Annotated in this window: 25 protein-coding genes and 1 tRNA gene; 18 read left to right on the forward strand and 8 right to left on the reverse strand. The window is 69.4% G+C overall.

Features of this window, described 5'->3' with window-relative positions; genetic code table 11:
• Positions 1-252: 252 nt before the first annotated feature.
• Positions 253-337: transfer RNA gene (locus AB2L57_RS11450), tRNA-Leu, on the reverse strand.
• An 80-nt stretch (positions 338-417) separates the two neighbouring features.
• Between AB2L57_RS11450 and AB2L57_RS11455 the strand changes: the two genes are divergently transcribed.
• Positions 418-1,746, forward strand: coding sequence for a M20/M25/M40 family metallo-hydrolase (locus AB2L57_RS11455; RefSeq protein ID WP_409047147.1), 1,329 nt, complete (start codon positions 418-420; stop codon positions 1,744-1,746).
• Between the two features lie 67 nt (positions 1,747-1,813).
• A complete protein-coding gene (locus tag AB2L57_RS11460; RefSeq protein ID WP_292811702.1) occupies positions 1,814-2,644 on the forward strand; it encodes an undecaprenyl-diphosphate phosphatase in 831 nt (276 codons plus the stop codon).
• Between the two features lie 34 nt (positions 2,645-2,678).
• On the opposite strand, the gene AB2L57_RS11465 is transcribed toward AB2L57_RS11460, so the two are convergent.
• A complete protein-coding gene (locus tag AB2L57_RS11465; protein WP_292811682.1) occupies positions 2,679-3,545 on the reverse strand; it encodes a PAC2 family protein in 867 nt (288 codons plus the stop codon).
• A gap of 174 nt (positions 3,546-3,719) precedes the next feature.
• On the opposite strand from AB2L57_RS11465, the gene AB2L57_RS11470 reads away from it, so the two are divergent.
• The 9 genes from AB2L57_RS11470 to lnt all read left to right on the forward strand — a co-directional run bounded on the left by AB2L57_RS11470 (position 3,720) and on the right by lnt (position 13,702).
• Positions 3,720-4,376 (forward strand): HAD family phosphatase, encoded by a 657-nt coding sequence (locus AB2L57_RS11470; RefSeq protein ID WP_292811704.1) that lies wholly within the window; start codon positions 3,720-3,722, stop codon positions 4,374-4,376.
• Entirely contained in the window at positions 4,373-5,419 is a 1,047-nt protein-coding gene (locus AB2L57_RS11475) for a tRNA (adenine-N1)-methyltransferase (protein ID WP_292811685.1), read from the forward strand. Before AB2L57_RS11470 ends, AB2L57_RS11475 begins: the two co-directional genes overlap by 4 nt.
• Before the next feature lie 5 nt (positions 5,420-5,424).
• Positions 5,425-6,393, forward strand: a complete 969-nt coding sequence (locus AB2L57_RS11480; RefSeq protein ID WP_292811687.1) for an FKBP-type peptidyl-prolyl cis-trans isomerase — start codon at positions 5,425-5,427, stop codon at positions 6,391-6,393.
• Between the two features lie 59 nt (positions 6,394-6,452).
• A complete protein-coding gene (locus AB2L57_RS11485; protein ID WP_292811689.1) occupies positions 6,453-7,436 on the forward strand; it encodes a YafY family protein in 984 nt (327 codons plus the stop codon).
• Positions 7,436-8,419: a YafY family protein gene (locus tag AB2L57_RS11490; RefSeq protein ID WP_292811691.1), complete on the forward strand. Its 984-nt coding sequence runs from the start codon at positions 7,436-7,438 to the stop codon at positions 8,417-8,419. Before AB2L57_RS11485 ends, AB2L57_RS11490 begins: the two co-directional genes overlap by 1 nt.
• A gap of 80 nt (positions 8,420-8,499) precedes the next feature.
• Entirely contained in the window at positions 8,500-8,775 is a 276-nt protein-coding gene (gene tatA, locus AB2L57_RS11495) for a Sec-independent protein translocase subunit TatA (RefSeq protein WP_292811694.1), read from the forward strand.
• A gap of 66 nt (positions 8,776-8,841) precedes the next feature.
• Positions 8,842-9,615, forward strand: a complete 774-nt coding sequence (gene tatC, locus AB2L57_RS11500; protein WP_292811706.1) for a twin-arginine translocase subunit TatC — start codon at positions 8,842-8,844, stop codon at positions 9,613-9,615.
• Entirely contained in the window at positions 9,612-12,098 is a 2,487-nt protein-coding gene (locus AB2L57_RS11505; RefSeq protein ID WP_292811696.1) for an RNA helicase, read from the forward strand. The genes tatC and AB2L57_RS11505 overlap by 4 nt, the downstream gene beginning before the upstream one ends.
• Before the next feature lie 50 nt (positions 12,099-12,148).
• Positions 12,149-13,702, forward strand: a complete 1,554-nt coding sequence (gene lnt, locus AB2L57_RS11510) for an apolipoprotein N-acyltransferase (protein ID WP_409047148.1) — start codon at positions 12,149-12,151, stop codon at positions 13,700-13,702.
• Positions 13,703-13,769: 67 nt separating this feature from the next.
• On the opposite strand, the gene AB2L57_RS11515 is transcribed toward lnt, so the two are convergent.
• The 4 genes from AB2L57_RS11515 to AB2L57_RS11530 form a co-directional block, all read right to left on the reverse strand.
• The gene (locus tag AB2L57_RS11515; RefSeq protein ID WP_292813521.1) at positions 13,770-14,153 is read right to left on the reverse strand and encodes an RNA polymerase-binding protein RbpA; all 384 of its coding nucleotides are present in this window, start codon (positions 14,151-14,153) and stop codon (positions 13,770-13,772) included.
• A gap of 126 nt (positions 14,154-14,279) precedes the next feature.
• The gene (locus AB2L57_RS11520; RefSeq protein WP_292813523.1) at positions 14,280-15,056 is read right to left on the reverse strand and encodes a glycerophosphodiester phosphodiesterase family protein; all 777 of its coding nucleotides are present in this window, start codon (positions 15,054-15,056) and stop codon (positions 14,280-14,282) included.
• Positions 15,053-16,018 (reverse strand): SPFH domain-containing protein, encoded by a 966-nt coding sequence (locus AB2L57_RS11525; protein WP_409047149.1) that lies wholly within the window; start codon positions 16,016-16,018, stop codon positions 15,053-15,055. The genes AB2L57_RS11520 and AB2L57_RS11525 overlap by 4 nt, the downstream gene beginning before the upstream one ends.
• Positions 16,015-16,497: an NfeD family protein gene (locus tag AB2L57_RS11530; protein ID WP_292813527.1), complete on the reverse strand. Its 483-nt coding sequence runs from the start codon at positions 16,495-16,497 to the stop codon at positions 16,015-16,017. Before AB2L57_RS11530 ends, AB2L57_RS11525 begins: the two co-directional genes overlap by 4 nt.
• A 113-nt stretch (positions 16,498-16,610) precedes the next feature.
• On the opposite strand from AB2L57_RS11530, the gene AB2L57_RS11535 reads away from it, so the two are divergent.
• Positions 16,611-17,384, forward strand: a complete 774-nt coding sequence (locus tag AB2L57_RS11535; protein ID WP_292813529.1) for an SDR family oxidoreductase — start codon at positions 16,611-16,613, stop codon at positions 17,382-17,384.
• A gap of 75 nt (positions 17,385-17,459) precedes the next feature.
• Here the strand turns inward: AB2L57_RS11535 and AB2L57_RS11540 are convergent, their stop codons facing one another.
• Positions 17,460-18,827 carry an AEC family transporter gene (locus tag AB2L57_RS11540; RefSeq protein ID WP_292813530.1) on the reverse strand — a complete coding sequence of 456 codons (1,368 nt, stop codon included), beginning with the start codon at positions 18,825-18,827 and terminating at the stop codon, positions 17,460-17,462.
• 120 nt (positions 18,828-18,947) lie between these two features.
• On the opposite strand from AB2L57_RS11540, the gene AB2L57_RS11545 reads away from it, so the two are divergent.
• The 3 genes from AB2L57_RS11545 to AB2L57_RS11555 are packed head-to-tail and all read left to right on the forward strand — an operon-like array spanning position 18,948 to position 20,547.
• Entirely contained in the window at positions 18,948-19,538 is a 591-nt protein-coding gene (locus AB2L57_RS11545; RefSeq protein WP_292813531.1) for a sulfite oxidase-like oxidoreductase, read from the forward strand.
• Positions 19,535-20,254 carry an FAD-binding oxidoreductase gene (locus tag AB2L57_RS11550; RefSeq protein WP_363331357.1) on the forward strand — a complete coding sequence of 240 codons (720 nt, stop codon included), beginning with the start codon at positions 19,535-19,537 and terminating at the stop codon, positions 20,252-20,254. The genes AB2L57_RS11545 and AB2L57_RS11550 overlap by 4 nt, the downstream gene beginning before the upstream one ends.
• Positions 20,254-20,547, forward strand: a complete 294-nt coding sequence (locus AB2L57_RS11555) for a DUF6510 family protein (protein ID WP_292813535.1) — start codon at positions 20,254-20,256, stop codon at positions 20,545-20,547. Before AB2L57_RS11550 ends, AB2L57_RS11555 begins: the two co-directional genes overlap by 1 nt.
• A gap of 389 nt (positions 20,548-20,936) precedes the next feature.
• Here AB2L57_RS11555 and AB2L57_RS11560 read toward each other — a convergent pair whose 3' ends face one another.
• Positions 20,937-21,494, reverse strand: a complete 558-nt coding sequence (locus AB2L57_RS11560) for a dihydrofolate reductase family protein (RefSeq protein WP_409047150.1) — start codon at positions 21,492-21,494, stop codon at positions 20,937-20,939.
• 76 nt (positions 21,495-21,570) lie between these two features.
• Between AB2L57_RS11560 and AB2L57_RS11565 the strand changes: the two genes are divergently transcribed.
• The 3 genes from AB2L57_RS11565 (at position 21,571) to AB2L57_RS11575 (ending at position 23,669) form a co-directional block, all read left to right on the forward strand.
• Positions 21,571-22,080 (forward strand): hypothetical protein, encoded by a 510-nt coding sequence (locus AB2L57_RS11565; RefSeq protein WP_409047151.1) that lies wholly within the window; start codon positions 21,571-21,573, stop codon positions 22,078-22,080.
• 35 nt (positions 22,081-22,115) lie between these two features.
• Positions 22,116-22,862, forward strand: coding sequence for a hypothetical protein (locus AB2L57_RS11570; RefSeq protein WP_409047152.1), 747 nt, complete (start codon positions 22,116-22,118; stop codon positions 22,860-22,862).
• Between the two features lie 90 nt (positions 22,863-22,952).
• On the forward strand, positions 22,953-23,669 hold the full coding sequence (locus AB2L57_RS11575) for a hypothetical protein (protein ID WP_409047153.1): 717 nt from the start codon (positions 22,953-22,955) through the stop codon (positions 23,667-23,669).
• The last annotated feature ends 18 nt before the right edge of the window (positions 23,670-23,687 follow it).

Raw genomic sequence — 23,687 nt, forward strand, 5'->3', positions numbered from 1 at the left:
TCGCTGCAGAAATGTGGGGTCGCATCGCACCCGGTCGCGGGCACGCAGATCGGGCCGCCGCCGGGTACGACGTACGGCACGCCGCGAGAACAGGAGATGCGCCCAGAACAGGATGCTGCACGTCAATGCGTCCTGTTTCGGCGCCGTCTCCTGTGCTCGTTCCCGCCGCGCCGCGTGGCCCCAACCAGGGGCGTCGCGCCGACACTGTCGCACAACAAAAAAGGGCCCCTTTCGGGACCCTTTTTCGTTCTGTGCGCGAGGGGGGACTTGAACCCCCACGCCCTATACGGGCACTAGCACCTCAAGCTAGCGCGTCTACCTATTCCGCCACCCGCGCATGGGTGAGTTGCTTTCGCAACCGAGGATCGAGCCTAGCATGTTCCGGGGCGTCCTCCCGACCCGGGTAGCCTGGTGCGCATGTCAGGGCCCACGGCACCCGCCGCCAACGCGAGCGATCCCGCCGCGCTGCCGGAAGTGGCCCGCATCGCCCGCGACCTCATCCGCATCGACACCCAGAACTGGGGCGGCGGCCGAGCGTCCGGGGAGCGTGAGGCGGCCGAATACGTCGGCGCCTATCTCGAATCCCTCGGGCTCATCACCCACTACTTCGAGCCGATTTCGCGGCGCACCAACGTCACCGCGCGTGCGCCGGGCAAGAATCCCGATCGGCCGGCGCTCATCCTGCACGGTCATCTGGATGTCGTGCCCGCGCCCGCCGAGGGATGGAGCGTCGATCCCTTCGAGGGTCTCGTGCGCGACGGGATGCTGTGGGGTCGGGGGGCGGTGGACATGAAGGACATGGACGCCATGATCCTGACGTCGGTCGCCGAGCTGCTGCGCGCAGGCGAACAGCCCGATCGTGATCTCATCCTCACCTTCTTCGCCGACGAGGAGAACGGCGGCGTCGAGGGCTCGCAGCTTGTGGTGCGCGATCGGCCCGAGTGGTTCGCCGGCGCGACCGAAGCGATCAGCGAGGTCGGCGGCTACTCGATCGATGTCGCCGGTCGGCGTGCGTATCTGCTGCAGGTGGGGGAGAAGGCGCTGCTCTGGATCCGGCTCGTCGCCCGCGGCCGCGCCGCGCACGGTTCGCGCCTGCACGGAGACAATGCCGTGACCCGCCTGGCCGAGGCGGTCGCGGCGCTCGGTCGGACCGAGTGGCCGGTGCGTCTGACCGAGACGACCACGCAGCTGCTCGCGCGCCTCGCCGAGATCACGGGAGAATCCGACGCCGACCCGGACGCCCTCGCCGCGTACACCGGCCCTGCACAGGGCTTCCTGCGCTCCACGCTGCGCACGACCGCCAACCCCACGGGGCTCACGGCGGGGTACAAGCACAACGTGATCCCGGATCGCGCCGAAGCGCTCATCGACGTGCGGGTACTCCCCGGCACGGAGGATGCCGCCCTCGCCGACATCCGCCGCATCATCGGTGACGACGTCGAGATCCAGACCGTGCATCGCGACATCGGTCTCGAGGTGCCGTTCTCCGGCGACCTCGTCGAGCGGATGGTCGCGGCCCTCGGCCGGCACGATCCCGGCGCCCCCGTCATCCCGTACCTGATGGGCGGCGGCACCGACAACAAGGCTCTCGCCTCACTCGGCATCGCCGGCTTCGGGTTCGCACCGCTGCGACTGCCCGCCGACCTCGATTTCACCGGCATGTTCCACGGTGTCGACGAACGCGTGCCGATCGCGTCGCTCGAATTCGGTCAGCGCGTGCTGACCGATCTGATCCGCACCTGCTGATCCGCGGATGCCGGGACCCGGCATCCCTCATCACTCCCGCATCGCTGCGACCAACCCGGAAGGCGCCATGCAGTTCATCGAAGCCCTCATCCTCGGCATCGTGCAGGGGTTGACCGAGTTCCTGCCGATCTCATCGAGCGCCCACCTGCGCATCGTCGGAGAGTTCTTGCCCTCGGCCGAGGACCCGGGCGCGACGTTCACCGCCATCACCCAGATCGGCACCGAGCTCGCCGTGCTGGTCTATTTCTGGGGAACCATCGTGCGGATCATCTCGCGATGGGCGAAGTCGCTGACCGGCGCCGTGCCCCGCAATGATCCGGATGCGCGGATGGGATGGCTGATCATCATCGGCACCATCCCGATCGGGGTGCTCGGGTTCCTCTTCCAGGACGTCATCCGCGGCACCTTCCGCAACCTGTGGCTCGTGGCCATCGTCCTGATCGGCTTCGGTCTGCTCCTCGGCGCGGCGGATCGATGGGGCTCCCGCCGCCGTCAGCTCAGCGACCTCACCTACCCGCACGGCCTGGGCCTCGGCTTCGCGCAGGCCCTCGCACTCATCCCGGGGGTGTCCCGCTCCGGCGCGACGACCACCCTCGGGCTCGCGCTCGGCTACACCCGGCCCGCGGCGGCCGAGTACGCCTTCCTCCTCGCCGTGCCTGCCGTGTTCGGCTCGGGGCTCTACGAGCTGCTCCAGGCGTTCGAGGAGCCGAGCGGCCCCTACTCGCTGATCGACACGGCCGGGGCCACCGTTGTCGCGTTCGGTGTGGGACTGGCCGTGATCGCGTTCCTCATGCAGTACCTCAAGCGGGGCAGCTTCCTGCCGTTCGTGATCTACCGCCTCGCGCTCGGCGCCCTGCTGATCGTGCTGTTGTCGCTGGGCGTGCTGCAGCCGTACTGAGTCCGGAGGCGCCGGCGCGAGCCCTCGCGGCGACTCAGCGCCGCGGGTCGTCCCGAGGGGGCTTGCGCGGTCCGTCGCCGCCGCCGCGGCGCAGGTAGCGCTCGAACTCCTCGGCGATCGCGTCTCCCGACGCCTCGGGGGAGTCCCACGTGTCGCGCGTGCGCTCGAGGCTGCGGATGTACTCGGTCATCTCCTCGTCGTCGGCCGCCGCCGCGTCGATGGAGGCCTCCCAGGTCGCCGACTGCGTGGGCAGGTCCCCGCGCGGGATCTGTGCGCCGGTGATGTCCTCGAGACGATCGAGCAGCGCCAGGGTCGCTTTCGGGGAGGGCGTGTGGCCAGCGACGTAGTGCGGGACGCTCGCCCACAGGCCGACGGAGGGCACTCCCGCTCGTTCGGCCGCCTCGGCGAGCACCGACAGGATGCCGACCGGGCCCTCGTACGTGCTGCGGTCGATGCCGAGGTGGTCGCGGACCCGGTCGTTGTCGCTGCCCGCGAACACCGAGATCGGCCGGGTGTGCGGCACGTCGGACATCATCGACCCCAGCGCGACGAATCCGGTGATGTCTTCGCGCAGGGCGACGTCCATGAGCTCGGCGGCGAAGGCCTGCCAGGCGCGGGCGGGTTCGACCCCGGTGAGCAGCCAGAGCTGCGTGCCCCGTGTGCGCCGCGCCGGGCGCAGGATCGTCGTCTCGGGCCAGGTCAGCTGGCGGCGGCCCTCGGCATCCATCGCGATGTGGGGACGGGTGTACTGGTAGTCGAAGTAGAGCTCGGGATCCACCGAGTGCACGGCTTCGTATTCGCCGGATTCGCGCAGCGCGGCGACCGCAGCCGTTGCCGCCTCTCCCGCGTCGTTCCAGCCGTCGAATGCCGCCACGAGCACTCTGCGTCCGAGTCCATCCACCACGCCTCCCGACTGGCTCTGCGGGTCTGCGGTGCAGAATCGAGCATCCTGCACCCCCGCGCGGGTTCCCTCAAGGATAGGCGGTCGCGCGGACAGGGGTATCAGGCGGGCCTCGGGCGCGTCGGTAGCATGGGGCGGGTGACTCACCCCCCTCTGCGCGCGGTCCTCTGGGACATGGACGGCACTCTCGTCGACACCGAACCCCATTGGATGGCCGCTGAGACGCCGCTGGTCGAGAGCTTCGGAGGCACGTGGTCGCACGAGCAGGCGCTGCAGCTCGTGGGCCTCGGCCTCGATGACGCGGCCCGCATCTTCCAGGCCGCCGGTGTGCGGCTGAGCGTCCCCGAGATCGTCGACACCCTCACCGATCGCGTGCTCGAATCCCTCGCCCGCGAGGGCGTCCCCTTCCGCCCGGGTGCGCGTGAGCTGCTCTTCGCCCTGAAGGAGGCGGGGATCCCGACCGCGCTCGTGACGATGTCGATGCGCAGGATGGCGCTGTCGATCGTCGAACTGATCGACTTCGACGCCTTCGATCTCGTCATCGCGGGCGACGACGTCAGCCGTCCCAAGCCGTTCCCCGACCCGTATCTGATGGCAGCAGACGAGCTGGGGGTCGACATCCGGCAGACCGTGGCCATCGAGGATTCGCCGAACGGCGTCCGTTCCGCCGTCGCGGCGGGCGGTGCTGTCCTGGGTGTACCCAACATCGTCTCGCTCGAGGGCACCGGCGCGAACCGGCTCTCGCCGTCGCTGGCCGATGAGACGCCGGCGACGCTCCAGGATCTGCTGACCCGACACGCCCGGCACGCGGGCGCGGAGCACGGCGCATGAGCGCGGCTCCCGCATCCGCCCCCCGTCAGAGCGGGCCGTTCGGCCTCGGAGACCGCGTGCAGCTGACCGGCCCCAAGGGGCGCCGGCACACGATCACGCTGCGCGAGGGCGGCGAGCTGCACACCCACCACGGTGTCCTCACGCACGAGGCCCTCATCGGCGCTCCCGACGGCTCCGTCGTCGTCAACAGCTCAGGACACGAGTACCTCGCCCTGCGCCCTCTGCTGCGCGACTTCGTCATGTCGATGCCGCGCGGTGCGGCCATCGTGTATCCGAAGGATGCCGTGCAGATCCTCGCCGAGGCCGACATCTTCCCCGGGGCCACGGTCGTCGAAGCGGGGGTCGGATCCGGCGCGCTCTCCCTCTGGCTGCTGCGGGCCGTCGGACCCGAGGGGCGACTGGTCTCGTTCGAGCGCAGGCCCGAGTTCGCCGAGGTGGCGACGGCGAACGTCGAGACGTTCTTCGGCGAGCACCCCGAACGGTGGGAGGTGCGTGTGGGCGACCTCGCCGCAGATCTCCCCGATGCCCTGCCGCCCGGCGCCGTCGACCGCGTCGTGCTCGACATGCTCGCGCCCTGGGAATGCATCGACGTCGTCGCGGACGCCCTCACTCCCGGCGGTGTCGTGCTCTGCTACGTCGCGACGGCGACGCAGCTCTCACGCGTCGCGGAGTACCTGCGCGGCACGGGGCTGTTCACCGATCCGGAGGCTTCGGAGACGATCGTGCGCGGCTGGCACGTCGAGGGCCTCGCCGTGCGACCCGACCACCGCATGATTGCGCACACCGGCTTTCTGATCTCGGCGCGTCGCCTTGCCCCCGGCGCAGTGCCCCCCGAGGTCAAGCGTCGCGCATCCAAGTCGAGCTACGGCGACGAGGATGTCGAGCTGTGGACCCCGGGTGCCGTCGGTGACCGCGAGATCACCGACAAGAACCTGCGCAAGCGGGTCCGCGAGGCACGCAAGGCGGCAGATGCCCGCCTCGACGGCGGACCGCTTGCGGGCGACGACCCCCACGGGGCGACGTCGGACGACGGCCTAGACTGATGCGCGTGCGTAGACTTCCCGCTCTGGTGGCAGCCGTCGGCCTCGTCGGATTAGGACTCGTCGGCTGCGCCTCGGCGCAGCCCTCCGGCGGCGCGTGCGAGCGCGAGGTGTCGCCGGATTCGGCCGTCGCCGAGCTCGTGAGCGTCGAGGGCGACCTTGGTGAGATGCCCGAGCTCGAGGCCTACACCCCCGTGCAGACGGATTCCACGATGTGGGCCGATGTGCTCACCGGCGAGGGGACGGCCATTCGCACCGACGACCAGCTGGTGGTCTTCGACCTCGCTGTCTTCGACGGCGAGAGCGGCGAGCAGCTCGTCTCGACGCCCTTCGACGGCACGCTCGACGCGGCGCCCCTGACTCAGTGGACGGGCATCTTCCCCACGCTCGAGCAGTCACTGGCGTGCGCGCGCGAGGGCGGCCGCGTCGTGAGCGTGATCCCCTCCGGCGATCTCGACGAACAGACCGCCGAGGGACTGGGGCTTGCACCGGGAGCGACCGCCATCGTCGTCACCGACCTGCGCAAGGTCTACCTCGACAAGGCGGACGGCGACGACCAGTTCGTGACCGGCCACGGCATGCCCTCGGTCGTCCGCGCACCCGACGGGCGCCCCGGCATCATCGTTCCCGACACCGCGCCCCCGTCCGACCTCCAGGTGCAGGTGCTCAAGAAGGGACGCGGCGAGATCGTCACGGGCGACGCCCCGGTGCGCGTGGCGTACACCGGCGTCCTCTGGGACGACCGCACCGTGTTCGACTCGACGTGGGACGAGGGCAAGACTCCCGCGTCGTTCGAACTCGATCAGGTCGTCGAAGGCTTCGGGCAGGCTCTCGAGGGGCAGACCGTCGGCTCGCAGGTGCTGATCGTGATCCCGCCCGAGCTCGGGTACGGCGACGACGATGCCGGCAGCATCCCGGGTGGGTCGACGCTCGTCTTCGTCGTCGACATCCTCGGCATCGACGCTCCCGCCGGATAGTCCGTCCCGGCGGCGTCGCGCTCGCGCCGGACGCGGGAGCGCCGACCTAGGATTGGGGCGTGCCGGAGAAGATCGCGCCCGAGGAGCGGCTGCTCAGTCTCACCGTCGCGCTCATGGCGCATCGCTACGGGCTGACGAAGGAGCAGATCCTCTCGAGCGTGTCCGGATACCGCGAGGCGCGCGCCGAAGGGCGCAGCGTCGACGCGCTCGAGAAGATGTTCGAGCGCGACAAGGATGCCCTTCGCGAGCTCGGTGTACCCATCCACACGCTCGGTGACGCCGCCGACCCCGACGATCTGCGCGAGGCGCGCTACGTCATCCCCAAGGCCGAGTACGTGTTGCCCGAGGACCTCGAGTTCACCCCCGCCGAGGTGGCGGTGCTCAACGTCGCCGCCGCGGTATGGGGCGAGAGTTCCATCTCGGGCGAGGCGCGGTCCGCGTTGCGCAAGATCCGCGCTCTGGGTATCGAGGTCGACGAGCCGATCATCGGCTTCGCGCCCCGGATCACGGCGCGGGATGCCGCCTTCCCGGCGCTGCGCCAGGCCGCTGATCAGGGGCGGGTCGTGCGCTTCACCTACGTCAAGCCCGGCGACGACGTCCCCCGCCTGCGCACTCTCGAGCCCCACGCCCTGATCGATGTCGAGGGACGCTGGCACGTCTACGGATACGACCGCGACCTGGCCCAGGAGCGGACCTTCCTGCTCTCTCGCATCGTCGGCGACATCGAGCCGACGCGGCAGCGTTTCGATCCCGCCGCGCGAGCAGGTGCGGGGGAGCGAGCGCGCCGAGGGCTCGAACAGGTCGCGGCGCGCAACACCGCCGTGCTCCGGGTGCAGGAGGGCACGGAGGCGGCGCTGCGACTGCGACGGCGCGGCGAACGGCGCGGCGACCAGGTGCACGTGCCGTTCATCGACGTGCACGTGCTGGCCGACGAACTCGCCTCCTACGGACCCGAAGTGTTCGTCGAGGGGCCCGAGGCCCTGCGGGCGCAGGTCATCCTGCGGCTGCAGCGCACGCTGTCCGCGCACGGGGAGGCGAGCTGATGTCGGTTCCTTCCCAGGGCGGGGCGCGCGGCTCCCTGCCACGGCCCGTCGCCATGGTCGCGATCGACCGCGTGGCGCTCGTGATGAATCTCGTGCCCTATCTCGTCGAGCGCGGTCCGGTGCCGGTCGTCGAGGCGGCGCGCGATCTCGACGTCGACCCCGACACCCTCCGGGCCCTCGCGGAGAGTCTGGTCGTGATCGGTCTGCCGGGCGGTATGCACAACGAGCTCTTCGACATCGACTGGGACCTGCTCGATCAGAGCGACGAGTTGCAGCTGCTGAACACCGTCGCGTTCGAACGGGCGCCCCGGCTGACCGCCCGCGAGGCCGCGGCACTGCTGGCGGGACTGCAGCTCGCGCAGTCGGCCCCGGGAGTCGCCGGCGGTGGCGTCGTCCCGGCGCTCATCGCAAAGCTCGCGCGCGGGGCGAGCGCGGCGCCGACGGAGCTGGTCGTCACCGCCGACCCCATCGACGACGTGCGGTCCGCGGTGCGCGACGCCCTCGACCGGGGGCGAGCGGTGTCCTTCACGCATCGAAAGCCGGATGCCGAGGCCACGACTCGCACGGTGGACCCGGTGCGCATCGTCGTCACCGACGATCAGTGGTACCTGCGGGGCTGGTGTCATCTGCGCCGCGACATGCGCACCTTCCACCTCGACCGGGTCAGCGACGTGGTGGTCACGGACATTCCCGCCGCGCACCACGACGATCCCGAGACCGAGGTGTTCACTCGGGCGGACGGGGCGCTCGAGGCGTCGATCCGATTCGTCCCTCATGCCGCGCCCCTGCTCGGTCAGTACCTCGACTTCGCCGAGGTCACCCCGGGTGAGCCGCTGTCCTCCGCGGTGCTGCGGGTCGCGGACCCACAGCAGCTCAAGCGCCTCGCGGCCCGCCGGGGCGGGGCCGTCGAGGTCGTCGCGCCCAGCGAAGCGCGCGAAGCGAGCATCGCCTGGGCGCGCCAGGGGCTTGCGCAGTACGAGTGAGCGGCCTGAGGCTCCCGGCCATCGCGGCATCCGCGGGTTAGACTGGGCGGACCGCATCCTCACGTGAGACGGAGAGCACCATGTTGGGAAACCTCAACGGCTGGCACCTGCTGATTCTTCTTGCGGTGATCCTGCTGCTCTTCGGTGCGGCCAAGCTCCCCGCACTGGCCAAGAGCGTCGGCCAGTCCGCTCGCGTCTTCAAGGGCGAGATGAAGGCGATGAAGGACGAAGATCACTCCGAGGGCAAGACCGAGCAGACGGTCGGCACCCCGCCGTACGATCCCTCGCTCGGGCAGAACGCCTCGGCGAGTTCGACGCCCCCTGCACCGGGCGCGTCTTCCGACACAAAGCCGTAGGCTGCCGTGGCCACGACCGCTGCGGGCGTGACCGTCGGGGATGACGAACCGCGCCGCGACAAGCGCATGTCGCTCGGCGCCCACCTTGTCGAGCTGCGTCGTCGGCTGATGATCGCAGCCCTCGGACTGATCGCCGGCATGGTGGTGGCCTTCTTCATCACCGACGGAATCATCTCCCTGCTCAACGAGCCGATCCTCGAGGTGGCGCAACGCCGCGGACTCGAGATGCAGGGCGACGCGCTCACCGCTCTGAACTTCACGACCGTCACGAGCGGCTTCGACTTGCGCATCCGCATCGCGTTCGCGATCGGCCTGCTCATCTCGGCACCGGTCTGGCTCTGGCAGCTGTGGGCGTTCGTGATGCCGGGCCTCACGCGCAAAGAGATCCGCTATACCTGGTCGTTCATCGGGGCCGCCATCCCGCTGTTCTTCGCCGGGTGCGTCGTGGGCTTCTTCATCATCCCGCACGTGATCGAGCTGATGGCATCCTTCGTGCCCAACGGCTCGGCGCTGCTGTTCGCCTACGACACCTACTACGACTTCGTCTTCAAGTTCTTCATCGTCCTCGGCTGCGCGTTCGTGCTTCCCGTCTTCCTCGTGGCGTTGAACATCTCGGGCGTCATGAGCGGGATGGCGATCCTCAAGGGATGGCGGGTCGCCGTCCTCATCGCCGCCGTCTTCTCGGCGCTCGCGACGCCGGCGGCGGATGTCACCTCGATGCTTCTGCTCATGGGCATCATGATCGTGCTGTACTTCGCGGCCGCCGGACTCTCTCTGCTCTTCGACCGCCGCCGCCGCAAGCGCGACGCCGCGCTGCTGGCCGCGGGGACGCCCGGGTGAGCATCCCGAGCCCCGCGGAGAGGTACGCCTCCGCGCGGGAGGCGCACCGGCATCCCCTCACCTCCGCGTTCGCTCAGGCGCAGCGGTTCGACCTCGACCCCTTCCAGGTCGCGGGGTGCCAGGCCCTCGAAGAGGGGCGCAGCGTGCTCGTGGCGGCCCCGACCGGAGCGGGCAAGACGATCGTGGGGGAGTTCGCCGTCCATCTCGCCATGCAGAGCGATCGCGGCAAGGCCTTCTACACGACACCGATGAAGGCCCTGTCGAACCAGAAGTTCCGCGAGCTGCAGGAGGTGTACGGCGCAGACGAGGTCGGGCTGCTCACGGGCGATGTCAACATCAACGGCAACGCCCGCGTCGTGGTGATGACCACCGAGGTGCTGCGCAACATGCTCTACGCCGACTCGCCGGCATTGCGCGACCTGCGCTTCGTCGTGATGGACGAGGTCCACTACCTCGCGGACAGGTTCCGCGGCGCAGTGTGGGAGGAGGTCATCATCCACCTCTCCCGCGACGTGCGCCTCGTGTCGCTGTCTGCGACGGTCTCCAACGCCGAGGAGTTCGGCGACTGGCTCGACACCGTACGCGGCGACACCGAGGTCATCGTCTCCGAGACCCGGCCCGTGCCACTCGAACAGCACGTCCTCGTGCGGGGAGACCTGCTGCCTCTCTTCGACGATCGCGCGGGGGTGGCCACCGCGCAGGTGAATCAAGAGCTGATGCGCATCCGCTCGCCGAAAGGGGCGAACCTCGACAACAACCGTCGCGCGCACGCTCGCAACAGCGACCGTCAGACCGGCCGATACGAGCCCTCGCGTCGTCGGCCCGACCGCGGTCACCACCGGCCGGTGCGGCCCGGCAACGTCCAGCGGATCGAGCGACTCGACCGCCCCGATGTCGTCGAGCTGCTCGGACGCAGCAACCTGCTGCCGGCGATCTTCTTCATCTTCAGCCGTGCGGGGTGTGATGGCGCGGTCCAGCAAGTGCGCCGAAGCGGGCTGCGCCTGACGTCCCCCGAGGATCGTGCCGAGATCCGGGCCGTGATCGAGGAGCGCACCCGCACGCTGCCCGACGAGGATCTGGCCGTGCTCGGCTTCTGGGAATGGCGCGAGAACCTGGAGCGGGGCGTGGCCGCCCACCACGCGGGGCTCCTGCCGGCCTTCAAAGAGGTGGTCGAGGAGCTCTTCCGCCGCAAGCTCGTCAAGGCGGTCTTCGCGACCGAGACCCTGGCTCTCGGCATCAACATGCCCGCGCGCACGGTCGTGCTCGAGAAGCTCGAGAAGTTCAACGGCGAAGCGCGGGTCGCCATCACGTCGGGGGAGTACACGCAGCTCACCGGGCGCGCCGGCAGGCGGGGCATCGATGTCGAGGGACACGCGGTCATCCAGTGGACCGAGGGTCTGGATCCCCAGCAGGTCGCGGCGCTGGCGTCGCGTCGCACCTACCCGCTGCACTCGAGCTTCCGGCCCACCTACAACATGGCCGTCAACCTCATCGACCGGTACGGCAGGGGTCGGGCCCGCGAGCTGCTGGAGTCCTCGTTCGCCCAGTTCCAGGCCGACCGTGCGGTCGTCGGCCTCGCGCGGCAGGTGCGCGAGCAGGAGGAGTCGTTGGCAGGTTACGCGCAGGCGATGACCTGCGACCGCGGAGACTTCGCCGAGTACTCGGGCATCCGACGCGAGCTGAGCGATCTCGAGAAGCAGAATCGGACGGATGCCGGGGCGAGCCGCGGTGCTCGCGAACGTCGGCAGGCCCAGCTCAAGAGCCTGCGCACGCGCATGCAGCGCCACCCGTGTCACACGTGCCCCGACCGTGAAGCGCACGCGCGATGGGGGGAGCGGTACTGGAAGCTGAAGCGGCAGGTCGATTCCCTGCGCCGGCAGATCGACAGCCGCACGGGCACCGTCGCGCGGCAGTTCGACCGGGTCACCGATGTGCTGCGCGCGCTCGAGTACCTTCGCGAGCGCGACGGCCGGGTCTTCCTCACCCCGGCGGGCAAGACGATGCGGCGCATCTACGGCGAACGCGATCTGCTCGTGGCCGAATCGCTTCGTCTGGGCCTCTGGGATCGGCTCGATGCCGCATCTCTCGCCGCTCTCGCGAGCTGTCTGGTCTTCGAACCGCGCCGCGACGAGGCGGGACCGGGGGAGCGGGGACTGCCCGGAGGGGAGTTTCGGGCGGCGCTCAGCGCGACGCAGGATCTCTGGTCGCGGCTCGACGATATCGAACGGGATCACCGGCTCCCGGGGTCCGAGCCGCTCGCGACGGGTCTGGCCCGCGCGATGCGGGCCTGGGCGCGCGGAATGCCCCTGGATCGTGTGCTCGATGACGCCGATATGGCGGCGGGGGACTTCGTACGCTGGACCAAGCAGACGATAGATCTTCTCGATCAGCTCTCGATCGTCGCGGACGCGCCCCTCGCCGGCACGGCGCGCGACGCGCTCGACGCCGTGCGGCGCGGCATCGTGGCCTACTCCGGCGTGTGAGCTCCCGCATCCCGCCCGGCGCATTCTCGCGCGCGTTTAGGCTGGAAGGCGTGCCCGTGACCTCCGCTTCGCCGCGCACCGGCACGAAGCCCCTCCTCCCCCTCTGGGCGGCCCTGATCGCCGCCGCCGTGGGAGGTCCCGTGCTCGATCTGGCGTATCCCTCCGTCGGCGTGTGGCCGCTGGCGTTCGTCGGGATCTCGCTCGCGCTCGTGTCGCTCGTCGGCCGGAGTGCGTGGTCGGCTCTGCTCGTGGGGGCGGTGTTCGGCGCGTCGTTCTACTTCGTGCACATCCTCTGGATCACGCGCTACCTGGGTCTCGTGCCTTGGTTCGCCCTCGCGGGGCTCGAGGCCGTCTTCTGGGCCGTCGGCTCGCTTCCGATCGCGCTGGCGTACCGATGGATGCCGCGGGTGATGCCCGCGCGGACGGGTCGACTCGTCCTCCTACCGCTGCTCGTGGCCGGACTCTGGACGGCGCGTGAGGTGTTCATGGGCTCGTGGCCGTACACGGGATTTCCGTGGGCGCGGATGGGGATGAGTCAATCCGAGAGCCCCCTCGCGCACGTGTCTTCGTGGGTCGGTGTCACCGGCCTGACGTTTCTGATGGTGGCCGTGTGCGCCGCCGCGATCGAGTGGGCGCGACTGCGGCATCTGCGCGATGTGCGCACCGCACTGCCGACGCTCGTGCTGGCGACCGTGCTCCTGCTCACTCCGCAGTTCGCGACGGCGACGGCGGGGACGATGCGTGTGGGCAGCGTGCAGGGCAACGGCCCCTCCGGGTACTTCGACGAACGCGCACCCGGAGATGTGCTGCGCGCCCAGCTCGCCGCCACGCAGCCGATCATCGACGACGATCTCGACGTGCTGCTGTGGCCCGAGGGCGGGATCGACTCGGATCCGACGCAGAACGCGTCGACGGCGCGCACGCTGGACTCGCTGTCGTCGCTGGCCGACGCCCCTCTGATCGTCAATGCGGCCACCCAGCGCGGCGACGAGATCTTCAACACCTCGATGCTGTGGCGGGCGGGCGAATCCAACCCGGTGCAGTACCACGACAAGCGCAAACCCGTGCCCTTCGGCGAGTACGTGCCCGACCGGTGGTTCTTTGAGGCACTCGCACCGGATCTGATCGGGCTGATCCAGCGCGAGTACACACCCGGGCAGAACGCCCCCGTGTTCGATGTCGACGGTGTCGGCGTGGGATTGGCGATCTGCTTCGACGTCATCTACGACGACGTCATCCACGAGGGAGCGCGAGACGGCGCGCAGGTGTACATGTTCCAGACCAACAATGCCGACTTCCGTGGGACGGACGAGAACCTTCAGCAGCTGGCGTTCGCGCGGATGAGGGCGATCGAGACGGGCCGCTCGGTCGTGAACATCTCTACGGTCGGCACGAGCCAGGTCATCGCACCCGACGGCTCGACGATCGACGCGCTGCCCGCCGACGAGCCGGGCGCGATGGTCACGGATGTCGAGTTGCGCGAGGGGATCACTCCCGCCGTGCTCATCGGGTCGACGGTTCAGGCGATCCTGTTCTGGGGAGCCCTCGCGGCTTTCGCCGGCGTCGGTCTGCTGGCGCGTCGCCGTCGGCGCGACGCCGCCTGAGGCGCCCGGATATGACGAAGGGCGCCGGATGTCGTCATCCGGCGCCCTCCGTGGCGGATCGTGAGGCTCAGGCCCCGAGCAGCATGCTGTCGGGGTTCTCACCGGCGCCGCGACGGGCGCGCAGGTAGGCGAGCCGCTCCTCGAGCAGCTCCTCGAGCTCGGCGCGCGAGCGACGTTCGAGCAGCATGTCCCAGTGGGTGCGGGCGACCTTGTCGTCGCTGTGATCGATCGTGACCGCCTTGTCGCCGACCACGAGGGCTGCCTCCGCGCCGCAGGTGCGGCACTCCCAGGCCTCGGGGGCTTCGGCGTCTGCGGCGAACATCAGGACGGTGTCGCGTCCGCACGTGCTGCAGTTGTAAGTGTGTTCCGCGCGCTCCATGAACACGACGCCCTCTTCGCTCTGTAGGCTCTGGGCGCCGAGCCGCATGCCGCGCAGGCTGCGATCTGCCATTGTGTGGTCTCCTCGGCGGTGGGTGGTGACGGTCTGTCTAGGTCCGTCCTCCGGTATAACGTGACCACCTGGATGCTTCATCCGAACGGGCCGTTGCGGCGCGGCATTCTCAGTCAACGCACAGTGTCAGACGTGCGGAAACCGTCGCAGCGCCACGTCCGCGCGATCCGTGACGATGCCGTCGACGCCCATCGCGACCAGGCGGTCCATCTCGTGCTCCTCGTTGATCGTCCACACGTGCACCTCGACGCCCTTCTCATGCGCCGCGTCGAGCAGCCGCGGGCTGAGCACGCGCACGCGGCCTCTTCGCTCCGGAATCTGGAGCGCGTCGACATCCGAGAGCAGTGCGCGCACGACGCGCCTCTGTCGCAGGGCGAGGGCAGCGAGCAGCCGCGTGAGCACCCACCTACCCGCCGATGTCGCGGGCGGGGAGCTTCCGCCCGCCGCGGCCGAAAGCGCTGCTCTCCGGCGTTCATCCGAGAAGCTCGTCAGCAGCACGCGCTCGGCATGGGGTGCGATGATCCTGCCCGCGGGATGGGCTGCGGCCGCGGCTTTGACATCGATGTTGAACCGGACCGTCGGGAAGGCGTCGAGCGCCTGCTCGAGGGTGATCAGCCCGCCGCGCTCCGCCATCAGCTGTTCGAGCTCACGGACTCCGACGTCCGCGAGGGAGCGCGCATCGCCGGTCACGCGCCGAAGATCGGGGTCGTGGAAGAGGACCACGACCCCGTCCTGGGTCAGGTGGCAGTCCGACTCGACGTACAAGGCCCCGGCGGCATGGGCCTCGGCGACGGCCGCGAAGGAGTTCTCGGCGATGCCGTGCGCTGCGCCGGTGTCCGTGACGAGTCCGCGATGGGCCAGCACTCGGGGCGCCGCCGAGGCGGCGAACCACGGGTGTGTCACGACGCGGAGGGCCCATCGGGGTGCGATGCAGCGCGAGGGGCCGCCTCACGAGCCGCCACATCGGCGAGCGTGCCTGAGAAGGCTCCCGAGACGTTCTTCAGGGCTTCGGTGAACTCGCTGGGGATGATCCACAGCTTGTTGGCCGAGCCCTCGCTGATCTTGGGAAGGGTCTGCAGGTACTGGTAGGCGAGGAGCTTCTCGTCGGGATTGCCCTGGTGGATGGCGGCGAAGACGGTCTGGATCGCCTCGGCTTCGCCCTGCGCCCGCAGCACGGCGGCCTGCTTGTCGCCCTCGGCGCGCAGGATCTCGGCCTGCCGGGCGCCCTCGGCCGTGAGGATCGCGGACTGTTTGGTACCCTCGGCGGTCAGGATCAGGGCACGGCGATCGCGTTCGGCGCGCATCTGCTTCTCCATCGAGTCCTGGATGGAGACCGGCGGGTCGATCGCCTTCAATTCGACACGCCCGACGCGGATGCCCCACTTACCCGTGGCCTCGTCGAGAACTATGCGCAGTTTGCTGTTGATCTCGTCCCGGCTGGTGAGCGCCTCTTCGAGGTTGAGCCCGCCGACCACGTTGCGCAGCGTGGTCGTGGTGAGCTGCTCGACCGCGCCCAGATAGTTGGCGATCTCGTAGGTCGCCGCGCGGGCATCGGTCACCTGGAAGTAGACGACGGTGTCGATTGAGACGACCAGGTTGTCCTCGGTGATCACCGGCTGCGGGGGGAACGACACGACCTGCTCGCGCAGATCGATCAGCGGCCGCACCCGATCGATGAACGGCACCAGGATGTTCAGGCCCGGCATCAGGGTCTTGCGATAGCGGCCGAGCCGCTCGACGACCCCCGCCGTGGCCTGAGGGATGATGCGGATCGATCGTACGATCACCACCAGCACGAAGATGAAGACCGCCGCGGCGAGGACCCAGCCGATCGCGGTCGGGATGATCTGCTCGAGATCGCTCATACGCCCTCCTCGGGGATCTGCGTGCGCACGACGGCGGTCGCGCCGTCGATGCGCACCACGGTGACGGGGATGCCGGGGGTGATCTGCGCGTCTGCGGCGCCGCTGTCGGCGCGGGCAGTCCATGTGTCGCCGTTTGCGAGGCGTACCTGGCCCCCGAGCGTCGAGACCGTGGACACCACGACCCCCGGCATCCCGAGCAGTGCGTCGATGTTGCTCGGCGTGGGATCCTCGCCGCGGCGCAGGCGCCGCAGCAGCGGGGGGCGCAGGAGCAGGAGCAGTCCCGCGGCGACGGCCGCGGCGAGGACGACCTGCAGCCAGAGCGGAGCGCCGGCGAGACCCGAGACGAGACCGGCGACACCCCCGACCCCGAGCATGAGGAAGGTGAACTCCAGGGTGAGTGTCTCGATCGTGAAGAAGACGAGGATCAGGACGATCCACCCGATCCAGGCGAACTGCTCGATGGTCTGAACAAGGTCCACGGCGCGCCTCCTCGTCTCGAACCTAGCACGGGGCCCGCGGGCCGGGGTTGGTAGGGTCGAGAGGTCCGTGACATCACCTGTGCGCGGCCCGTTCGATCCCTCTGGAGCACCCCGTGACCGACCCCGCCGTCCCTCTCGCCCCCGGATCCCTCGCCGGCAAGCGCGCTCTCGTGACGGGTTCCTCGCGCGGTATCGGTGCCGACACGGTTCGATACCTCGCCCAGGCCGGCGCCGACGTCGTGATCAACTTCCGGAACAAGGCTCCTCGCGCCGAGAAGCTGGCGAACGAGGTGCGTGCGCTCGGTGTCCGCGCCATCGTGGTCGGGGCGGACCTCACCGACGCCGACTCCGTGGGCGCGATGTTCGCCGAGGTCGAGCGCGAGTTCGGCGGCCTCGACATCCTGGTGCTCAACGCGTCCGGCGGCATGGAGTCCGGCATGGGGGAGGACTACGCGCTGCTGCTCAACCGCGATGCGCAGGTGGGTGCGCTGCAGGCGGCGCTGCCACTGCTCGGCGAGGGCGCACGTGTCGTGTTCGTCACGAGCCACCAGGCGCACTTCATCCGCACGACGCCGACCATGCCGGAGTACGAACCGGTCGCGCTCTCCAAGCGGGCCGGTGAGGACGCGCTCCGAGAGCTCATCCCCGATCTCGAGCGCCGCGGTATCGGCTTCGTCGTCGTCTCGGGCGACATGATCGAGGGCACGATCACCGCGACCCTGCTCGAGCGGGCCAACCCGGGCGCCATCGCGTCGCGCCGTGAGTCGGCGGGGCGGCTCTACAACGTCTCGGAATTCGCTGCCGAGGTCGCTCTCGCCGCATCCGACCCCGTACCGACGGACAACACGCGCCTCATCGGCGACACCAGCGGCTTCGCCGGCGCTTAGTCACGGCCCGCTCGCACGAGAAGAGCCCACGCGCCCCGGGGGAGGGAGCGTGGGCTTTCGCGTGTGCGCCTCGGCTCAGAGCGTCTTGAACGTGAAGGCGCGGATGATCTGAAGGATTCCCAGCACGACGAGCGAGATGCCGATCAGCCACCACAGCACCACAGCGCCCCAGATGGGCGAGAAGAGCAGGATGACGCCCGCGACGATGCTGAGGATCGCGAAGAAGATGCTCCAGCCCTTCGAGCTCGAACCGCCGAGCGTCGTGAGCGCCACGACGCCCTCGACGATCCACATGATGCCGACGAGGATGCCGAGGAAGAGGGCGAGCCATGCCGTGGCGGCGCCGAGGTTGGCGAAAGCGATGATGCCCGCGATGACGAACAGCACGCCGAGCACGATGTGACCGATGCGCGACCATCCGCCCATCGCCTTGGAGAAGATGCCGAGGCCGGCATATACCAGGCCGGCGACGATCGCATAGATCGCGATGATCGCCGTGACGACGGCGGCGGTCTTGCCGGGCCAGACGAGGATCAGGATTATGCCGATCAGGACGGGCACGCTCGCGACCGTCGTGAGAAAGACCGTGTCACGCGAGATCGTCTCGCCGACACCGTACCGCTGGGAGTAGTTGAACACGTTCTGGGCTGTGGGCAGCGCCGCCAGCACGACGACGACGAGCACCTCCGCGGCGGAGAGATGGAAGATGTAGGTCGCGACGGCCCATGCGGCACACGGCATGACGAAGAGCTTCAGTGCCGAGGCGAGGAGGATGTCGCGACGCCGGCCAGACGCGCCCAGCACCCGCTGACCGTGGAGCGAGATGCCGTAGCTGATCAGCAGGACGGGGACGCACGCGTCGGCGATGAGCAGGGCGGGATCGAGCACGACGGGCGGCAGCGTGATCCCGCTCACGGACACGAGGGTGCCCAGCACGGACCCGATCACGATCGGGTTGCTCGCCGTGCGCGCCAGCGCGCGGCCGAGCGACGCGCGCCCCGACGTGACGGATTCGAGGATCGTCATCGCGATCGGCGTGAACACGAGCAGCTGCAGCAGGATGACGGGCGCGGGAAAGGCCGCGCTTCCCAGCATGTAGAGCGAGATGGGGATGCCGATGTTGTTGGAGTTCACCTGCCCGGCCGACAGCGCGCCGATGAGGGTCTCGCCGACCGAGCGCTTCCAGATCAGTCGGGCGACGACGGTGTATGCGACGAAGACCGTGAGCGCGGCGAGCGCCGAGACGGGGAGCATCGCCGAGAACAGCATCGCCACGTCGGCCTGGGCGAGCACGACGAAGAGCAGGAAGGGGGAGAGGACGAAGAAGGTGAGGCGGCTCAGCACGGGGCGCGCGTGCGGTCCGAGCAGATCGATGCGCCCGATCACGTAGCCGACGGCGATGGCGACGCCGATGACGACGAATCCGGTGAGGGCCTCGATCACGGCGCCGCGTCGGAATCGGCGGGACGCGGCATCCTCCCAGCGTAGCGATCGTCCTGCGCGTGGCCCTCGCGCAGGCTCCGCGCGCCGATACTCTGGAGACCCAGACCGTTCGGAGGCGTCATGGCCGTGTTCTCCCGGGGCTTCGGAGCCCGCCGCCGCGAGAGTGATCCACGGCTGCCTCCCGGGCAGTACCTGACGGAGGATTTCCCCGTGCTCTCGGCGGGTCCGACGCCCCGGGTGGACACGGGGGAGTGGGCATTCTCGATCCGCACCGAGGACGCTGTCACGACGTGGACGTGGGATCAGCTGATGGCGCTTCCGATCGAGGATGTGCACACCGACATCCACTGCGTCACCCGGTGGTCGAAGCTCGAGACGACGTGGCGCGGTGTGTCGCTCGACACCCTGTTCGCCGGCATCGACACGGAGCTGGCGTTCGCGATGATCCATGCGTATGGCGGCTACACGACGAACCTGCCCCTGGACGATCTGTTGGGCGGCAAGGCATGGGTCGCATGCGAATTCGACGGCAAGCCGCTCGAGCCCGAACACGGCGGGCCCGCACGGCTGCTCGTGCCGCACCTGTATTTCTGGAAGAGCGCCAAGTGGGTGCGGGGCATCGAGATGCAGAAGAGCGATGACCCGGGCTTCTGGGAGCAGAACGGCTACCACCGTCGGGGCGACCCGTGGGCCGAAGAGAGATATTGGTGAACGCAGGCTGGCGGCCCGCGCGGATCGTGGCGGCGCGATCGGTGACGCCCTCGGCGCGTGTGCTCGAGGTCGAGGTGCCGGGCTGGCCCGGCAGCGTTCCGGGCCAGCACATCGATCTCCGACTGACGGCCGAGGACGGGTACCAGGCCGTGCGGTCGTACTCCCTGGCCTCCGCCGATGCGGGTGAGCACATCGAGCTGGCTGTTGACGAGGTCGCCGATGGTGAGGTTTCGCCCTACCTCGTCCGTGACGTGCTGCCGGGTGACGAACTCGAAGTCCAGGGGCCGCTCGGTGGCTACTTCATCTGGCGCCCCGAGGATCGGGGGCCCGTCCAGCTGATCGCCGGCGGTTCGGGGATCGTGCCGGTCCGGGCGATCGCGCGCGCTCGTGCGACCGCGGGTTCGGGCCAGCCGTTCCGCCTGCTCTATTCGGTGCGTTCACCGCAAGACGCGATATATCGTGATGATGTCGAATCCATGGGGGAGCAGGGCGTCGACGTGACCTGGGTCTACACCCGGCGCGCACCCGATGGCTGGTCGGGCCGAGTCGGGCGGGTGGATGCCGAGACCGTGGAATCCGCGGTGTGGCCCGTGGATGTCGGGGCCACAACGTTCGTCTGCGGGCCGACGGGATTCGTCGAAGCGGTCGCGCGGACACTCGTCGAACTCGGACATCGGAGCGACCGCATCCGTACCGAGCGTTTCGGAGGTGCGTGATGGGAGTCGGGTCTCCGCGACACGACCGCCGGGCCGCGCACGCGACACTGGTCGACGGAAACGCCCTGGCGGGCGTCCTGGCGCGCCTGCTCGGCGGGGACCCGACGGCGCTCGTCGCATCGTGCGGCGCGTGCGGCGCGGCAGAGCCCTTGGCGGCGGCATCCGTCGAGGTGGACGATTCCGTGGCGATCGTTCGTTGCCGGTCCTGTACGCACACGCTGTGCACCGTCGTTCTTGATGAGGCGGCGCCGTCGCTGCGGATCGGGGCGCTGACGGAGCTGCGCGTGCGCTGAGGCCCGGATGGGTTATTCGCCGATAATGCACATTATGTCAGGTTGAGTTGTTCGGGCGGCCTTCGTGGGGCGTGCGGCGGCGCTCGTCGTGTGCGTGCCGTCATCGTGAGGGCGCTCCCCTGTCGCGATGTGCGGGTGCAGCGCGGCGCGACCCGCACTTTGCGACAGGCGAAGTGCGCACCGGCGCCTGCGCGAGGTACTCGCCTGTCACGAACTGCGGGTCGGACGGTGTCGCACCCGCAGTTCGCGACAGGCGAACGGTTGTGAGATGTCGGCGACGCCGGGGCACGCCTGGGGTGAGGCGAACGGTTGTGAGATGTAGGCGACGCCGGGGCACGCCTGGGGCGGCCGCGACCAGGGCCGCCGCAGCGGATGCGTGCGTCGACGCGTCAGGTCATGCGCACGTCGAAGACCACGCGCGCGAACTGCCCGACGGCCTTCGCCTCGACGAGTGTCAGGCGGTCGGATTCGATACGGCGTGGCAGCAGGGGCGCGCCGGAGCCGAGCGCGACCGGCGCGATCGAGATCGCGATGCGGGTCAACACTCCGGCGTCGAAGAACTGCCCGGCCAGATCTCCCCCGCCGACGACCCACACATCTCCGTCGCCCGCGGCCTCCCGGATCCGCGGCAGCGCCTCGGCGACCGAGCCCGAGACGAAGCGCACGTCGGCTCCCGCCGGCACGGGAAGCTGCCTCGTCGTGAACACGAACACCGGCCGATCGCCATGAAACTCCTGCCACTTCTCGGGGTGCGTCAGGATGTCGGACTCTCTCAGCAGCCACTCGTAGGTGGTCGATCCCTCCACCAGGACCGCATGATCGTGCGGCAGCAGCTCGTCGGCGGGCGACTCGCCGTCGGGCACGGCGAACAGCCATGCGAGCGAGTCGGCGTCGTCCGCGATGAAGCCGTCGAGGGACGTTGCGGTGTCGAAGAAGAACCGAGTCATGCGGCGAATGTACGACGAACCTCCGACATCTGTGGATAACCGCCGTCGCCTGCTGCCGCACGGCTAGTTTGTCGCCATGAGATTCGGGATCGTCGCGCTCGCCGCCGCCGCCCTGCTGCTGGTCGGATGTGCGTCGCAGCCCGACGCGACGCCCACACCCTCCGCGACTGCACTCCCCTTCGCCACGGACGAAGAAGCCTTCGCAGCCGCCGAGGCGACATATCGCGCCTACGTCGACGCCCAGAACGGCGTAGTAGTCAGCGATCCGGAAACATTCACCAACGTCTACGAGTGGAGTACCGGCGAAGCGAATGCTGGTGCTCGAACGTACCTAACCGAGCTCCACTCGCTGGGACATGAGGTGACGGGCGAGACGCGCGTCCTCTCTATAGGTGGTCAAGCAGAACGCCTCCTCGTCTGCGTAGACGTTGGCACAGTGAAATTGGTTGACGCGTCCGGCAGTGTGATCCCCAATTCTGACCGTACAAGCATCCAATCGTTCGTGGTGATTCTCGAAGAACGTCCCAGCACCGCCACTGGCTTGGCTGTGTCGAAGTTCCTGCCCGGAGACCCTGCGCTGTGCTGAGAACGGCTGCCGCGACCTTGATGCTGGTAGGGGCGATGCTTGGCACAGGCATCCCCACATCGAATGCTTGCCAGGGCGGTTTTGGCTGGACGACGACCTGCCACGCCACGACGAACGGCACCCAGGTCGACGTCGGCGCCGACACCCGCAGCCTCGGCGGGCAAAGCGGGCCAGCGACGAGGCCACAGACGGGCTCGGCAACGAATCCAAGCCGCGACGACACCGGCACAGCGCCCGCCGCTCCCCCGGCCTGCACGACCGCGCTGTGCCGCCCCAACTACACGGTCGTCACCCTCCCCGACGTCACGGCGGCGGACCTCGCCTCGTTCATCCCGGCGGCCCCGGCCATCACGGGCGAGCCGCAGGGGCTCGGCGTCGTCGGCATGCCCACGAACCTCGTGGCGACAGCATCCACCCATGCGTTGACGGGCACGCTGTTCGGGTACGACGTCACGGTGCGGTTCTCCCCCACCGCCTTCCGCTTCGAGCACGGCGACGGCACGGCGCGCGCGGCATCCACCGGCGGCGCGCCGTGGCAGAGACTCGGGATGCCGGAGTTCAGCCCCACCGCGACGAGCCATGTCTACGGCGAGCCCGGCCGTTACCGTGTCACCGCGCGGGTCATCTACCAGGCGGCGGTCGACTTCGGCACGGGGGCATGGCGACCCGTCACCGGGGCGGTCACCTCGGCGGGCGTCGGATACGACGTGCGTGTCGTCGAGGTGCACACGGCCCTCGTCGCCCGCACCTGCATCGAGGATCCCGCGGGCCCGGGCTGCTGACCCGCGGCTGAGACGTATCAGACGTCGCCTCGCGAACTCCTTTGAGGGTGAGCGCACTCCCCCGCGCTCGCCCTCAGACAGGAGAGAGCGATGGTGCATCACGAGAACACGCCTCGCGTGCGCGGTACCGAACCCGACGAGTTCGCCATCCGGGATATGCGCAGCTTCCCGGACATCTCGGGCGATCCGCGGCTGTACCGGCGATTGACCGACACGGTCGCGGTCATGACGGCGAGTGGCGCCGGCGCCGAGGAGATCTATCAGCGCGCCCTGGCCCGCGTGCGCGAGGACGCGGACTTCGCCGTCCTGGTGCTGAAGACCCACGATGCGCTCGAGGAGGATGCCTACATCGAGCGGTGGGCGCTCGTGCAACTGGCGATCGATCTGGAACACCCGGCGGCGGGTGAGTTGCTCGCCGACATCGTCCGACGCCCCATTCCCGAGGAACGGTCCGCCGACCCCGCGCACGGCATCAGCACGGTCACCGAGGAGGTGCTGCTGCGCACCACCGCGATGGAGGGCCTGAGCCGCCTCTTCCGGCACGGCGTCGACACGAGCGACGTGCTGCTCGAGACCATCGCCCGCGCCGATTACACCGCGATGCGCCGCGCCGCGTGGTTCGCACTCCTCGACGGCGATCAGCGCGACGCGCTCGAGCGCGCCCGCGCCCTTCTCGACGAGCGGGGTGACGGGTGGATCGCAGACCTGCAGCGCCACACCGTGTCGGACGCCGAACAGGCCGATATCGACCGCATCGATCCGCCGCAGAAGGACCTGCCCGGCATCCCGCGCCCCTTCGACGAGTGACCCGCGCAGCATCGAGAG

The sequence above is a fragment of the Microbacterium sp. HA-8 genome (assembly GCF_046111165.1).
GTDB lineage: Bacteria > Actinomycetota > Actinomycetes > Actinomycetales > Microbacteriaceae > Microbacterium.